Consider the following 16,195-nt stretch of genomic DNA (forward strand, 5'->3'; position numbering starts at 1 on the left):
ATCCTTTTTTAATTTGAGAACTATGATTCTCTTATAATACTTGCAACATCTTGTATTGCCTTTCTACCAGCTAAGCTAATCCCAGCAAGCTGAAAGAACCCATGATTCACACCAAGATAACGTTGACATTGTGCTTGTACACCTGATTCTAACAAACGGCGATATAATTGCTCCCCTTCATCTGCGAGAGGATCAAATTCAGCCGTTAAAATAAAGTGAAACTTCCATCAGTGGAGGTATTCCTTTATCCTCCACTTATGGTTAGTTAAACCAATCAGGTAATTACTGACGCTTATACCTCAAGGGTATGACCAAGGCCCTCTCCCACTTAAACTTCATTGATTCTCCAAAGTTTTGAAGGGGGAGTCTTAGCGTCAGTTGAAACGTGATAAACGTTTCGGGTAGACCTTCAAAATCATCTCGATGTAACGGACTAGCCTCTGGGTGTTCACGTGGTAAATCAGATAAATAAGCGTCAAAACCGCTCAGCAATGCATCTCTTGTAATGATGTAATCATCACCATACTTTGCATAACTTTCACTCGAATCACTTGCATCTAACATTGGATAAATAAGCACTTGTCGTTTCGGCATCCACTGTCCCTGTTCTTTCAATCGCAAGCTTGTCACGATGGCAAGGTGTCCACCAGCACTATCACCTGCAATCGTTATTTTGTTCGGATCACCACCCCATTCTGACACATTCTCATAGACAATTTGAGCGGCTTTGAATGCATCATCATGTGCCGCTGGATATGTATGTTCAGGTGCTAACCGATACTCAACTGCACTGTTAATCTTTTTCCATGATCTTACTTTCTCTCATACTACTCGATTAGAGACAACTCATACAATTGTAAATCGATCAAATTACTCATAACAAACTATTCACCACTTAATAGAACACCAATGCTTCAATATTACAATCTAAAAAAGAATACATTATAGTTATCACTAAAATGCATTCCCTTTTATTCAACCACATTCCCTATACTCTCTACATACATATAGTAGGAGGGCTACTATTCTCACAAATAATCGCCTCTTGTACAGTTCCAAACTCAGTCGGCACAACACGGTTCGTCATGTTCTAACTAGATCTTATGAGAGATGGACTTATATTACTTTTACTTAGTAGAAAAATGTGTTTCTTCCTATTAAATTATTATTTCAAGAAACGTTAAATTATCTTGCAAAACTGACAGATACACAAGTATCTATCTTTGTAACATTTGTAGTGGATTCGATTTCAATGTTTTGCTATGCTTACGTGATGTCGCGATAAACACGCCAACAATCACAATCAACATCCCGATCAATTGTTGCCAATGTAAGGTTGAGCCGTAGAAGATCACACTTATCCATGCAGCATTAATCGGAACGAGATTCATATACATGCTCGATTTGCTCGTACCGATCTGTTTGATCCCTTCATTCCATAAAATAAACGCAATGACTGATGCTAAAATACTCATATAAGCTAGCTCAAGCCATGATTGGAAGGACATCGTTGCTACGTCTGTCCATCCCCCTTCAAAGATTGAACAAATTGCAAGAAAGACAGAACCAACTAACATTGAAACGGTTGTCGTTAATAAAGAAGATACGTCTTTCATAACGACTTTTGCAATTAATCCATGAATGACCCAACATGCTAAAGCTGCAACAAATAAGAGATCGCCACTATTAAATGATAATGTCAGTAACGTTTCGATAGAGCCTTTGAAAATAACGATCAGTACACCAAATAACGAAAGGAATAACCCAAATCCCAACCGCTTATTAAAAACTTCATTTAAAAAGAATACTGCCCCAAATGTAATAAAGACGGGTGTTGTTGCCATTATCAACGAACCGTTAATAGCGGATGTATATTTTAAAGCAATAAAGAAAAATACGTTATACAAGAAGATTCCTGTCACTGCCATTCCCATTAAGCCTATCCACTGTTTCTTAATCGCAGCAGTATCCCATTTTGAACGAACCAAGACGAGCACTAATAAAATAAGAGAGGCTGAACCGAACCTTAATGTAGCAGCAGTAATTGGTGGCACTTCCGTAATAATATGTTTTGCTGCACCGAAAGCCCCTCCCCAAAATAGCGGAACGAGTAGAAGTAAAACATACATCGAGGTGTTATTTTTCAACGTTCGTCACTCTCTTCCTTCGGTAAACTGAAACTTCCATCTTTGTTATTCCTTATTCCCAGTGATAGATAGTTGAACCTATCAAGTAACATATAACAATATTTCACGTGTTGTAAGAAATGGAATGCTCGTCAAACCATATCGTGATTAATTCTGAATTTTCCAACCTACACATGTACACTTATTCTATCACAAGTTGCCCTGAACCGATTGTTACACAATTACCACTAATTTTTACTTGCTCATATTGTTCTGCTCGTTTTGTTACGGTTACATCAATAAAACTCGGACGCCCCATTTCAATTCCTTGTTCACTACGAATATGATACGTCTGTTTGGAACTAGAAACGACTGAATGTTCAACGAGATAAGCTCCTAATGGACCACTTGCATTCCCAGTTGCCGGATCTTCAGCAATTCCCATTGCAGGTGCGAACATACGGCTATGAACGGTAGAAGCTTCATTCATCGTTTCCGATGTAAACGTAAAAATATGCTCAGTGTTCGAATCTACACGAAACGATTGTTCCCAAATATCTGTACGAAGTTTAATTTTCTCCATAGCTGCAAGCGTTCGAATCGGAATAAATAGGAACGGTACTCCTGTTGATACGGTTTGAACTGGAATATTTCGTTCTATATCATCAGGCGATAACGACAACAGCTCAGCAACACGTTCTATATCTTCATATACTGGTCCGAACTCAGGTGTTTTTTGAGTCATTTCTACGGATGAAATACCATTATTATCTTTATATATTTGAACAGTAATGTCGCCAACACCTGTCTCAAAAACGACTTTATTTTCTCCTTGTGTTAAGGAATTTATCTGTTCATTTCCTAATACATATGCTGCTCCAACAGTTGGATGGCCTGCAATCGGTAATTCAATTTGTGGAGTAAAAATACGTAATTCCTTATCAGCTGTATTATTTCTAGATGGGCGAATAAAGACTGTCTCAGATAAGTTTAATTCCCTTGCAATCTTTTGCATCAACTCTGTAGGTAACGTTCCATCATCCTTAAAGACAGCTAATTGATTGCCTCCAAACGGTTTATTCGTAAAAACATCAACTAATGTATAATGTAAAGTTTTCATTGTTTATCTCCTCCCTTTGTAGTAATCTTAGAGCAATAACTAACATTAATCAAACGAATGTTTATAATATTAAGCATTAAAATAATTAATACTAAAAAGGAGTTGCGTCATGACATTATTGCAATATGAGGTTTTTAAAACTGTTGTGGATCTGAAGAGCTTTACTCAAGCAGGGGAAAAATTAGGCCTCACTCAAGGAGCAGTGAGCCATGCAATCAAAAGTCTAGAATCAGAGTTCGATTTAACACTGTTATATAGAAGTCGATCAGGCATTACATTAACAAAGGAAGGAGAAAGAATGATACCATATATTAGACAAATCTTAAGCATTTCCGAACAAATGAAACAAGAAGCAGGAAAAATGAATGGACTGGAAATTGGAACAATTCGGATCGGCACATTTAGCAGTGTTTCAGCAAGTCTATTACCTACTATTTTGAAGCAATTTCATCAACAGTACCCATCCATTGAAATCGAATTATATGAAGGTGGATATGGTGACATTCGTCACATGTTACAATCAGGCAAGATCGATATAGGCTTCTTACCTTCCTCAGAAATCGAAAGCTTAGACTTTATTAAGCTATTAGAAGACCCTTTATATGTCCTGTTACCTAAGAACCATCAACTAAATAAACGCAAAAAAATAAGCATACTTGAGTTAACGACAGATCCATTCATTATGCCTAAAGGTGGATGTGACGCTCTCGTAAAAAAAGTATTTAAAGAGAATAAAATAAAAACAAACGTCTTCTGTGAAATTGAAGACAACCCTACGATTGTGGCGATGGTGGAGAAAGAATTAGGAATTAGCATAATGCCGGATATGGTTATAAATACTTGCTCAGGTGATGTAGCTATTTCACGATTAAGTGAAGACTACTACCGCTCAATCGGTTTAGCTTCCAAATCGTTTGCACACGTCTCACCCGTCGTCAGAGCTTTTATCGATCAAACAGAACAATATGTAAATAGTGCGTATCATGCCAAGTAAGCTATCTTTGAATAAACACTCAACAAGCTAATCTATTAAAATAACCGTAAGTATCCAACGTCATTATACAAATAGCTACAACTGTATTATTAATACAAATCTTCTAGCGGTTTTTGCGATCTCTTCAACTTGATAATGACACTTAAAGCAATGTTGTCATCATTTCTATCAATATTTATCACTTCGATAACATTAAAAGCACTTCTATTTACGATGATAAATAAGTGCTTCTTTCAATTTCAATTGTAATAACTCACCTATAGCATAAACTTCAACATATGTTGATCATGTACTTTAAATTACTTAACGTTAAAGGTTCAACATCTCTGTTATTTGTTCTTCCATATGTAGCAAGCTTGTTCAAAACCCAATTTTATCACCATTATTTAATTAATGAATAATATGAAGTATAAAGTTCGAGGGAGGTGTAAAATTGGGAAAAAGAAAAAAGAAAAAGTGGACAACTGGTGTTTTGTACCGAGAAGTAGGTACAGATAATGGACACACTGAAATCCTGAATCGTGGTGATGAGGAATGTACGATAAAAGCAACAGCATTTGATTGGGATGAACTAGATAATCCAATAATCATTAATGAAGAGGAAATAACCATCTCTCCAGGAACACGTGAAGTGTTTGATTTTGATATGACTCGTCACGCTGAACTTGTGCTCGAAATTGAGGATAAATGTAGATGTGAAGACGTTATCGCAAACTTGTATTTCCGTGATAGAGACAACTGTACGGTAGGCACACCGTTCTATAACAATGATTTCGTGGAAATACACTGTGGTTGCTATTAATATTTTTAACACCTAATATATTTGTCAACTTTCCCTGTATGTGCTGTAGGTGCACGCAGGGAGAGTAATTAATAATATTGTTTATACCATAAGTTATGTAAGTCATTCGAATTTTGTGCTTGTATCACTAATATATTCAATTACTTTAATTATTATTGTGATTTCTAAAGGCTGGAAATCGCCTTTTTTATTGTCTCTTCTCCACATCAGTAACACTAATTTGTCAGATCCGTTACATATCCCCTTTTAGCACATCACTTAAAATGGCTACTATCTTTACATTTTCCCATGCGTGCATAAGCCTTCACTTTCTTAATATATTGTACACAAATTCTACTAACCTATAATGCTGGTATAATACATATCAGATATTTTTTCCAAAAAAGGAAAACTATATTTATCACCTATCAGTCTAATAAATAGATTAATCAAAAATCATCCTCAATAACATGAACAATTGAAGATAGCTATCTTTTCAAAATCTATCGTAAGGAGGAACAAAGTTGAATATCGAACAACTAGTCAAACAAGCACAAAAGCACAATGACGAAGCATTTTTCGAACCCATCTCTATACATAAAGCACAAATCTATAAAATCGCTTTTTCGTATATGAAAAACGAACAAGACGCTCTTGAAGCAGTACAAGAGGTCACCTATCGTGCGTATTCATCCATTAAGAAGTTGAAAAATCCGAACTATTTCGCAACATGGCTTACTCGGATTACATTAAATTATTGTGCAGATGAACAGAAACGAAAAAGAAAAACATTAAATAAAGAAATAGAATATGCTTCTGAAGCAGCAGACAATCACGTTATTGGAAATATTGAGGTTGAGAGACTAATTGAATCATTAGATCCAAAATATCAACAAGTTATTACATTAAAATATGTACAAGATTATACGATCCCTCAAATCGCTGAAGTCATTCAACGACCTGAAGGAACGATAAAAACATGGCTGAACAAATCACTAAGGCTATTAAGAAAAGAGTTAGAGAAGGAGGAAGTGTAACCGATGTTTGAAAAAGAAGAACAGTTATTAAATGACATAAAAGAACAATATGAACACCTCCCTATTCCAAGTGATATTGACTCTTTCATATCGACAGGCATTTCAAAAGCTCAAAAAAGAAAGCAACTAAGAAGAAGAATTACTTTTTCTACAATCGCAGCAAGTATGGCTCTATTCATATTCATAGGTTCGATTCGAACATCACCTACATTTGCAAAGTATGTTGCAAACATTCCTGGGTTCTCACAAATTGTAGAGCTACTGGATAAAGACAAAGGTCTTCAATCCGCTCTTGAAAATGGTTATTTTCAATCGATTGGTTTATCGGATGAATATGAAGGTAATACATTTACGTTAGAAAATATCACTCTCGATGGAGAAAAGATGATCGTCTTCTATTCTCATACTGGTGAAGAACTCCTAAGAAATCTTGAATTATATACGATGGATAATAAGAAAATCGATCTTATGTTTGCGAAATGGGGCATTGAAAGAGACAACACTAAGAATATGTATAGGATGGATTTTAAAGCAAATGAAGAAATTCCTGAATCGATGATTTTGAAGGTTCCATTTGAAAGTGAAGATTCAAATACGCCTCAAGGCTATATGTATGAAATTCCATTTACAGTTGATAAAAACAAATTTTCTCAATCTAGTGAGGTGATTAATCTTGATAAAACAATTAAAATTGGTGAGCAAGCGATTACCTTTCAAGACCTCACAATCCATCCAACCCGAACAGAATTAAGACTAAAATTTGATGACAATAACAATAAAACGATGTTCGCCTTCGAAGATTTACGTCTTATAGATAAGAATGAGAAAGAGTGGATGCCCACTTCTTATGATTCAATCATTTGGTATACGAATGATAACGAAGGAAAAATAACGTTTGAAAGTAGCTTTTTTGAAAAACCCGAAGAACTTTACCTTGAATTTTCAGCTATCCGAGCACTTGATAAGGATTCATTAGAAGTTGTAGTTGATATGGAGAATGAAAAAATTTTAAAAGCACCTGATGATAAGCTTTCATTACTGTATGTGTATGATGACCATACCTCTGATGGTAAAGGAAATTGGGATATTAAGCCGGCAATCAAATTCAAAATGAATGAGTTTGAGGATAAAAAAATAACAAAGCTCAATTTTGATTATCATGATGCTAATGGGCATAATTTTTCCATTTATAGTGCAGACGGAACACTTAAAAGTAATGGTGAGTGGTCGATCACTTTAAGTCCTGATGAGTATAAAAGTCCACTTACATTCAAACTTGTCGATTACCCAGCTCGAATCTATAAGGATGTTCGATTGAAAATAAAATAGGCTCTCACTTCATACAAACTTACAAGTACACATATAAAAAACGTCGATAAATTCTTTTGAATAAGAATATCGACGTTTTTTCTTTATTCATAGTTTCTGAGTGAGAACTTTGTTAAAAACTAATCATTACTTTTGATTCATTCCTCAATTCTAAAATTTTATTACCTTAGTAAAATTACATTATTGACCAATTCAATTTTTATAATTCTATAAGACTACAACTGTTAACCTTAATTACGCAAATTATTATAATATTCTTACAATAAACACTATATTCATGTACAATATAGTTAATAAATACTAGAAAAAAGGAGAATGGTATGAGGAAATTCGTATTGATTATGACACTTATTAGTTGTTTATTAGTTTTTAACGTAACATCTACCTATGCAAAGAATGAGGATTTAAGATTAAACATTGTTGATGAAGATACGAAACGAGGAGACATACAATCAGCAAAAGCTTATACACTAGTCTTTGAAAATGATGATAAAGTTGGTGTTCAATATTCATTATTCTATCCTTATAACGATGCAATGGATGGTGCAGTTGGACAAGGTGCGCATGAAGGCGATTGGGAGAGAATAAGAGTTATTGCAGATAAAGATACAGAAGAAATTGAATCTATGTATTATGCAGCACATTCAAATGAAGGACAATGGTATGATAACCCTTTCACCTTTAGTGAAAATATTAAAAGCTTCGAACGTAGTGATTACGATACTGGACAGTATCCAGCAGTAGCCGTTACTGATGATGGCATGGTCATTGAAGTACATGAAAATGAAGTATCTGGTGGAAACCTGTATTACAATCTCGGTCAAATTGTTGATGACGAAGTTGAATGGCTACGAACTGGAGTGAAATACGATACAGGGCAAAATCCAACTGTCGCTGTTACGAATAGTGGTAAGGTTATTGAAATCCACGAAAATGAAGTAACAGGAGGCAGTTTATATTATAATGTCGGAACAATTGATGGTGACCGTATCAATTGGACGAAAAATGGTACATATTATGATTCAGGACAAAACCCTTCTATTACTGTTGCTGGTGATGGAACAATTATTGAAATCCATGAAAATGAATTCACAGGCGGGAACCTCTACTACAGTCTAGGGAAAGTTGACGGAAATAAAATCAACTGGTTTACAAAAGGAAAAAAATACGATACTGGTCACTACCCTTCTGTTACAGCAACAAACGGCACGATCGTTGAAATGCATGAAGCATCAGGCAATCTGTATTACAATGTTGGAACGTTAAATGGCAGTCGTATTGATTGGACATCAAGTGGAACGTTCTATGATACTGGTCATTATCCTGATGTCACTGTAACACAAGATGGAAAGATCTTCGAAGTACATGAAGGAGATGACAGATTCTATTATAATATCGGTCAATTAAATGGGAAGAAAATTACTTGGTCAAAATGGAATGGTTCAAAAAGTGTTGGAACTCCGCTAGACTTCGGAAGTCAGCCGTCTGTCCAATTCTCACCTACAAATGAGGTTGTTGTCGTGAATGAATCTGATAGCGGTTATCAAATGGATTCACGTATCGTAACTTTGTTAGATGAATATCGACCTGTAGGCTTCTCTGCAAAGATTTCACATGCTAGTTATCCTAGAGTTGCTTCCTATTCTAGAATTCCACTTCCTAGTGATGTAACAGATAGAGGTACAATTTGGGATTTACAAAATAACGTCTCGTTAATTGGCAGTGATTATAAAACAAATGATTCATATCGATGGGTTGCATATGATGGATTATGGGGTAATACGTATGAAGACGATCTTATTGGTACGAAGAGTCCGAGCTTTGGTATAGGTAACGGTTGGTTCAAAGATAAAACCGGTAGTACTGATCCAATTGATGTCGTTGTTTCCGACTATGATCGAGCAATGTATTATGCAGAAAAGTTTGCACCAATTATGTATATGCATAGTGAAGATATCGATCACCCGTCAACTGTTGAATGGTTTTTAGAACGGGTGCAATTGATATATAAAGGTGAAGTTATTTTAGACGTTGGCGAAGTTAACCCTTCATCATTAGTTGATGTCATATTAGAGTAATAAGAGGTTTATTAAAAGGAAGTACATCAGTAATCATGATGTACCTCCTTTTTAATTTATATTATATTATTTTCAAAGTCTCTCTTCTCACATAACTCCAAATAGCGGATAAAAGCAATAACACTGATGCAACAACAAACACTACCTGAACACCAAAAACCTCTGCCAAATATCCAAATAATAATGTTGAACTTCCGAATACTCCTGTCATGATTGCATCTCTAGCTGAGAACACTTTCGGTAATTTCTCTTCAGACGTTGTCAATTGAAAGACCGTTTGCTGACTAATATCCTTAATCGCTGTTGCAATCCCCACTAGTATAGAGAGAACTAGTGCTAACCATGCATTTGTCGTAAAGCCAAAACATAATGTAATCAATCCAATCATTATCGTACCTACAAAAATCCCGGTGGCTAACCTCTTCTTCAAATGAGACTCTATACGAAAACTTATGAAGCCTCCAACAATCAAACCAGCAAAAAAGGTGGAATTTATATATCCCCACCATATTTCACTTTTATGAAGAACTTCTTCAATGTAAATATAAAGAATCGCTGCGATCCATACGACACTTGAGATCGCATCGATTATATCTGTAGCTGCTACCGTTCGCAATGAAGGTGTTTTCCAAATTGTTATCCAACCTTCTAATAGTGAAGCTAACTTGTCCATTCGAGGCGTTTGTTTTCTTTCTTGTTTCTTAACTTGAATAGCAGCCATCATTATCGTTGATAAAATGAACAATATAGCTGTAACGAGGATTAATAACTCGCCACTAAAAATCGCCACAAAGATTCCACCAACTGCCCATCCTCCAAGCTGAACAATTTGATCAACGACTGCAAGAAAGCTGTTTGCTCGTACAAGCTTATGAGATGGAACGAGCTGTGGCAACATTGCATTACGTGCTGGAGTTGCCCAACCATCAAGAAAAGCCGTGAAACTAATTAATAGAAAAACAAAAAATAATCCACCTTCTCCTAGGAGGGTGAACACGTAAATAGTTAAACAAACTAATAGAATCGTCTTAACGAGTTGAGAATATATAAGAATTTGCTTCAATGCATAGCGATCAATCACCCAAGGTGCAATTATTCCACCAAAAAAACGTGAAAATGCGATAACGAATGGGATGACTGCCATGATCGTTGCTGATTGTGTCAAACTGTAGACAATCGTAATCAACCCGACAATATAGAAAAGGTCACCGCTATTCGCTAATGTCTGTCCGATCCATAAATAACGAAAAGAATGTTTATCATTCATAATCCTATCCCCTTTTAACATATTCAGTTGTTTTATAGGATAGGATTTCTTACATTCGGTTCACCCTTTTCGTTTGTTAAAACTTATTATAACGTATGAGTAGGATAAGTGTAAATTTCTCTCGAAAACCACACTTCATTCAGTTAATAGTTCCCTTCATCTACCATAATAGTTTAGTCATCAAATATTTTTATAGTTTAATGCTACAAAAAAGCCAGCATTGAGAAATGCTGACCTTTCCGTATCTTAGATTTGTGTTTATATAGAAAGAATATTATTTATAAACTTACTACCCTTTAATAAAAATACCCGACAATCTCTACATCAATCGCCGCATCACTATCAACTGTTTTCCAATCACCATACTTAGGCGTCATTTCAAATGAATATGGATCTCTTGTGTCTGCCTTTACATACATAAGACCACTATGGTGAACTGACTTAGCATCCACACCCTTAGCATATTGTGATGAAGACGTACCTAAATAGATAAAGTTGTCATTAATTGTGAACTTAAAGTTACTTGCCCCAATACCTTTGGCAGTAACATTTACTAAAAATGCTTTAGGAGTTTCTTTAAAATCTCTCGTTTGTAATGGTATTAACCGCGTTTCTTCATCTGTTGTAGAAGGTGAACCGACATCGACTGGTGTATCAAATTTTTCATAAAACAAATCATTTTGTGAAGCACCACCATCTGCAAAATAACCAAGTACTTTTATGTCATACTTCTCATCCGCACCATCACCAGTTGCTCTCCAACTACCTAATGAGATATCTACTGATATTTCTGATGGTTTACTACTATTTGCAGGAACGAATACGACATTACTATGAATAGGGTCATAAATTGCACCAGGCTCAAGTCCTAACGCATGTGTTGGTGATGTTCCAAGCTCTGAATAAGATGAGCCATTTAACTTCACTTGAACTTTGTTTGACGATACTCTATGTGCATCAACTTGTACGAGATATCCTGTCGCATTATTTATTCCAGTAGAAAATTTATAAGACCCTTTTTGTGTATAGGGCTCCGTATGTTCGAATGGTGTAAATTTTGATGATACGCCTGTTCGGTCAAAATAACCGACAAGATTTACAGATGTACCTTCTCCAAAGTATCTATTTTTTGCTTCAAATGACAAGTCCTTACTCGAAACTACAACTGTTGTGTTATGTGTTGGACGTTTTTCTGGTATTCTCGTAATCAACTTAAGTGATGAAATCTTATCATTGAAGTTCAATGCATTTAGATTAGGAATATCACCTGTAATTGGTATATACTCTCCAGTGTAGTCGTAGTTTGTTTTATCAAATGCAATTAAACCAATTTCAGGTAACGGATTCAGCACTTTTACTGAGCTAAACTTATCATTCCAATCACTTCCGATATTATCTTCACCAATGATATAGTCTTGATATGCACCATTGTAGTTCGTATGTTCGTAGAAACGATACACTGTTCCATAATACATCTTGGCAAAAGCAATATTATTATTGAAATTTCTCGTCCCTGAACTTTGACCTTTGTATATTACGTCTTGGAAGCTACTTAGATCAGGAATTGACTCATCAATTACCGCATAGCTACCATCAGATTTATAAATAATAATTTTTGCAAGTTTATCTGGATTATTTCTAACTGAAATTGAGGATGTACCTGAAATCCATGCATTAACATTATCAAAATCTGTTGTCATTCTTAAAGAAAAATTACCAGAATAATTTTTATCAGAGAACAATTTAAATTCTGGACACTCATGACAAAGGGTTTCAACGTAAGACACTTTATTTGTCAGATCATTAATTTCATTCAAGTTATGCAAGCCTATATATTGACCTGTAGGAGTCCAACGTTGCCACCTACCACTAGCATCATCATTATCATGAAACTTAAGACCGATAAAGTAATTCATATCTTCTGCACCGAAAGTTTGGAAAGAAGCCGCATCATCATTAATAGTGAATCCAGATATATCCTTATCACCATATACATCTACATAGTCCGTATTATATGAAGTCGTCTTAATATTATCTTTATTATTTTCATATAGTCTTACATATGGCTTCCCTGACTGACCGATAATCCGGATTGAAGATGTTCGATTATCAAAGTCTACACTATTATTAGAAAGATCCCTATCAGAACCAGTTAATGCTAGAACATCATCTTGTTGTCGATAGTCATAATAGTTATATAAAACCATACCATCTCCAGATTCTCCATTTTCAAACTGGATCGAGCTTATCATATTGTTCATATTTACCTGATGAGCGAAACCACTTCGCAAATCTGATCTTGAACTTATTATACTCCTTATCCATTCACCGCTTGCAGTATCTTCATAATTAGCAGATCCATATAATTTATATCGTGTAGCTGCTGCTCGATATTCAATCGGATAATCATTTACACCTAAGTATACTCGTTGATTTCCGATATCAGCTCGACGCCTATTCGTCGTCGTCTTCGTATTCTTCACTTCAAACACAAACGATTCCGCACTTGGATATTTTTCTGGCAAACTTGTAATATCAGAAACTTTTTCTGTTCGTTCTAACGGTACATAACCTAATCCCTGCTTAGATAATCCATAAGGTGTTAAAATGTATGCGATTGTTTCGTTTCCATTTGTATCAGTCGCAGTTATAATCGCATCCTTAAACGAAATATTTAATTGATTCGTCTGAATAGCTGATTCAAAGATACCATCATAATTACCATTCTCATCTATATCTTCTAAAGGTAAATTCAAAGTTTCACCATTAGCTAGTTGAACAGTTGCAGTCACACTTTGAATGTCATCACCATTTTCCGCCACTTTAGCAACGACTTGTTTACCGTCTTCATCATAGAAGACATATTGAACATATGGAGAACCATTTAGCTCAGTTTTTTCTATCACGATATCCATTCCAGGACGTAATTCAATATCAAAAAGATTATCAGCTTGTTGGAAAATCTCAAAGTCATCATTATTTTCAGATAACAGGAATATTCTCCAAGCATCATTTACTTCTTCACCATCAATCATAAACTTCCCATTTACGAGTTCTGCATCAAGTACAAGCTCTAGTGCTTCACCTAATGTCGTTTCAGGGTTAAATTGTGAAAAAGCAAGGCTTGGATCATTAGCAAATACTTTTAATTTCTTTTCACCCTTGTTCGGATGAACATACGTGATGCTTGCCGATACTGCATCAATTGCAGCCTCATATAAATTCCAATCTCTTGTTGCTGTAATTGAACCGTCTGCTTCAATCTGCTTTACTTTCGCTTTAATTTGATCGGTAGATAATGAGATTGGATAACCCATTTGAATTAATTGCACTTGATCAATTGACAGGTAGATTGGCTCTGTATCATTCGTACCTGTTTCAATATTTTTTAGTGCAACTGTCTGCTCATTGTCAGGATGCGATTCGCCAGGTGCAATACTGCTTATCGTATTTGCACTAGCTGTAGTTAGTGATACAGCCGTTTTATTACCAACTTGTAGTGACAAACTAGGAATAACATCATAAGCTGGTGCGGTCCCCTTATTTGTATATCTAACATTCCACACACTTGTTGCGGCTTGTGAAGGGTTTGACGCTGTTGCCTGACTCCAACTCGTCGTATCTTCATTGCTTTCTACATGAGTAGTTGTCTTTGTCTTGCTATTATCCCATTGCCCATTCGCTTCTCCATAGACCTTACCGCTTATCTTCGCACTGGCACCACCTTCTTTTATGCCAAAACTTTTTTCTGCCGATACTTCAAACCCTGCTTTAAATCCAAGTGATCTTGCTTTTGTTTTACTGTCAGCCGTACTATCACTCCATGCATCTGTTATTACAGTACCATCAGTAGTTGTAATTGTTTCATAAGGGGTAATAGTTACACCCTCAATTTCTGCTTGAATATCAGGAAAAGCAGGTACTAACGGATGTGTAGCAAGTGATGCGATTGCACGATCGACTTGCCCTGTTACTTCTTCATAATCACTATATGGGTCTTCGTCTGTACTTCTGCTAAAAGGTGATGTAATATATTTTTGTACACCAAAGTCAGTAAATTCATCATCCCATAAAACTAACCCTAAACCTGGTATATACGTATACCCTTCCATTTCCCATTCATCAACAATTCCGTCATTATCAGTATCTACTTCTGAAGATGAATCATTTACACCTACTAAGTCTGCTAAACCTGTTGTTACTCCTAACAGACCTGCATTTGATACCTTTTTAGCTAATGTTTCTGTTTCCAATTGTTCTTCTGTTGGTTCTATTAATTCTGATGACTCTGTTGCTTCTGCTTCTTCAACTTGTTCTTCTGTTGACTCTGCTGTTTCTACTTCTTCAGCCTGTTCTTCTGTTGGATCTGTAGCTTCTACTTCTTCAACTTGCTCTTCTGTCGGCTCTGCTGATTCTACTTCTTCAACTTGTTCTTCTGTTGGCTCAGTTACTTCTACATCCTCGACTTGTTCTTCTGTTGGCTCTGTAGCTTCTACTTCTTCAGCCTGTTCTTCTGTCGGCTCTGTAGCTTCTACTTCTTCAGTTTGTTCTTCTGTCGGCTCTGTAGCTTCTACTTCTTCAGTTTGTTCTTCTGTCGGCTCTGTAGCTTCTACTTCTTCAACCTGCTCTTCTACTAGTTCCTCTGTTGACTCAACTAACTCTTCTTCTGGAATTTCAAGTAATTCTATCGCCGGCTCTTCAATGACTTCTACTAGTTCATCAACCATTAATTCTTCTGGTGAAATTGAAATGTCTACATCCTCACTGTGTACAGGTAAAAAGATATTTTCTTTTGTAATAATTTCTTCTTCTTGGCTATCACTACTCCATTTAATATCAAGATCTGTGAGCGGTTCGTCTGAATTACTATAGGCTACTCGAATGTGATATAACTCGCCTGCTTCTAATTGAATTGCGAGTGGTTCGAAATTCAATCCATTAATAAGTAATTCGTCGTTCACCCATAACTTTACATGTTCATTATCAGACGTTGTAAACGTATATTCTTCCGAGTAATCTGGTTCAATGGTTCCTTCCCATTTAATCGAGTGGACGTTCTCCATCTTCTTCTTAAAGACTCTCGGAATATTAAGTGAATCAAGATCATACATGGCATCCGAATCTTCCATTCGGATTAAGAGATGTTCTGAGAATTGTGAATCAGAATAGTATGTACCCTCTAACCCATTCGTAATAATCGGTAATTCATTCATATCTTGATTAACTAATTGTCTAGGTTCATTTTCGGTTGTTTTAGCATAGATTGCTGAGTGGGAAAGCGGTATCATTTGTGTTGTTAATGCTAATGATGTAAGTACTGAAACGAAACGCTTTCTGCTTTTTGAACTTATCATTTTGTAACTCCTTCCCACGCTTGAAGTATAAATTTTCATAATGTCTAATAAATCTTTCATAACAAAAACTAACTATTCTACTAAATAAAAAATAAAGTTGTCGATTTAC

At 35.7% G+C, this 16,195-nt stretch carries 11 protein-coding genes; 5 read left to right on the plus strand and 6 right to left on the minus strand.

Annotated features, from left to right (window positions below; all coding sequences use genetic code 11):
* Positions 1–20: 20 nt before the first annotated feature.
* From BFG57_RS19385 to BFG57_RS04010, 4 genes are all read right to left on the minus strand, one after another.
* Entirely contained in the window at positions 21–212 is a 192-nt protein-coding gene (locus tag BFG57_RS19385) for an alpha/beta hydrolase (RefSeq protein ID WP_083249057.1), read from the minus strand.
* A 70-nt stretch (positions 213–282) separates the two neighbouring features.
* Positions 283–798, minus strand: a complete 516-nt coding sequence (locus BFG57_RS04000; RefSeq protein ID WP_083249058.1) for an alpha/beta hydrolase — start codon at positions 796–798, stop codon at positions 283–285.
* A gap of 419 nt (positions 799–1,217) precedes the next feature.
* Entirely contained in the window at positions 1,218–2,147 is a 930-nt protein-coding gene (locus BFG57_RS04005; protein ID WP_425388467.1) for a DMT family transporter, read from the minus strand.
* 181 nt (positions 2,148–2,328) lie between these two features.
* A complete protein-coding gene (locus BFG57_RS04010; protein ID WP_069716185.1) occupies positions 2,329–3,246 on the minus strand; it encodes a PhzF family phenazine biosynthesis protein in 918 nt (305 codons plus the stop codon).
* 109 nt (positions 3,247–3,355) lie between these two features.
* On the opposite strand from BFG57_RS04010, the gene BFG57_RS04015 reads away from it, so the two are divergent.
* From BFG57_RS04015 to BFG57_RS04035, 5 genes are all read left to right on the plus strand, one after another.
* Positions 3,356–4,240, plus strand: coding sequence for a LysR family transcriptional regulator (locus BFG57_RS04015; RefSeq protein ID WP_069716186.1), 885 nt, complete (start codon positions 3,356–3,358; stop codon positions 4,238–4,240).
* A gap of 433 nt (positions 4,241–4,673) precedes the next feature.
* Positions 4,674–5,042 carry a hypothetical protein gene (locus BFG57_RS04020; protein ID WP_069716187.1) on the plus strand — a complete coding sequence of 123 codons (369 nt, stop codon included), beginning with the start codon at positions 4,674–4,676 and terminating at the stop codon, positions 5,040–5,042.
* 503 nt (positions 5,043–5,545) lie between these two features.
* On the plus strand, positions 5,546–6,058 hold the full coding sequence (locus tag BFG57_RS04025) for a sigma-70 family RNA polymerase sigma factor (RefSeq protein ID WP_069716188.1): 513 nt from the start codon (positions 5,546–5,548) through the stop codon (positions 6,056–6,058).
* A gap of 3 nt (positions 6,059–6,061) precedes the next feature.
* Complete coding sequence (locus BFG57_RS04030; protein ID WP_069716189.1) at positions 6,062–7,387, plus strand: DUF4179 domain-containing protein; 1,326 nt, start codon at positions 6,062–6,064, stop codon at positions 7,385–7,387.
* 320 nt (positions 7,388–7,707) lie between these two features.
* Entirely contained in the window at positions 7,708–9,465 is a 1,758-nt protein-coding gene (locus BFG57_RS04035) for a hypothetical protein (protein WP_069716190.1), read from the plus strand.
* 61 nt (positions 9,466–9,526) lie between these two features.
* On the opposite strand, the gene BFG57_RS04040 is transcribed toward BFG57_RS04035, so the two are convergent.
* Positions 9,527–10,732: an MFS transporter gene (locus BFG57_RS04040; RefSeq protein WP_069716191.1), complete on the minus strand. Its 1,206-nt coding sequence runs from the start codon at positions 10,730–10,732 to the stop codon at positions 9,527–9,529.
* Between the two features lie 296 nt (positions 10,733–11,028).
* A complete protein-coding gene (locus BFG57_RS04045; RefSeq protein WP_069716192.1) occupies positions 11,029–16,086 on the minus strand; it encodes a binary toxin-like calcium binding domain-containing protein in 5,058 nt (1,685 codons plus the stop codon).
* Positions 16,087–16,195: the final 109 nt, after the last annotated feature.

It is taken from the genome of Bacillus solimangrovi, assembly GCF_001742425.1.
GTDB classification, from domain to species: Bacteria; Bacillota; Bacilli; order Bacillales; family Bacillaceae_N; genus Bacillus_AV; species Bacillus_AV solimangrovi.

Bases quoted from the DNA above. Each gene is read 5' to 3' on its own strand.
- BFG57_RS04040 (WP_069716191.1), bottom strand. From the start codon at position 10,732: ATGAATGATAAACATTCTTTTCGTTATTTATGGATCGGACAGACATTA.
- BFG57_RS04030 (WP_069716189.1), top strand. From the start codon at position 6,062: ATGTTTGAAAAAGAAGAACAGTTATTAAATGACATAAAAGAACAATAT.
- BFG57_RS04045 (WP_069716192.1), bottom strand. From the start codon at position 16,086: ATGATAAGTTCAAAAAGCAGAAAGCGTTTCGTTTCAGTACTTACATCA.
- BFG57_RS04010 (WP_069716185.1), bottom strand. From the start codon at position 3,246: ATGAAAACTTTACATTATACATTAGTTGATGTTTTTACGAATAAACCG.
- BFG57_RS04035 (WP_069716190.1), top strand. From the start codon at position 7,708: ATGAGGAAATTCGTATTGATTATGACACTTATTAGTTGTTTATTAGTT.
- BFG57_RS04015 (WP_069716186.1), top strand. From the start codon at position 3,356: ATGACATTATTGCAATATGAGGTTTTTAAAACTGTTGTGGATCTGAAG.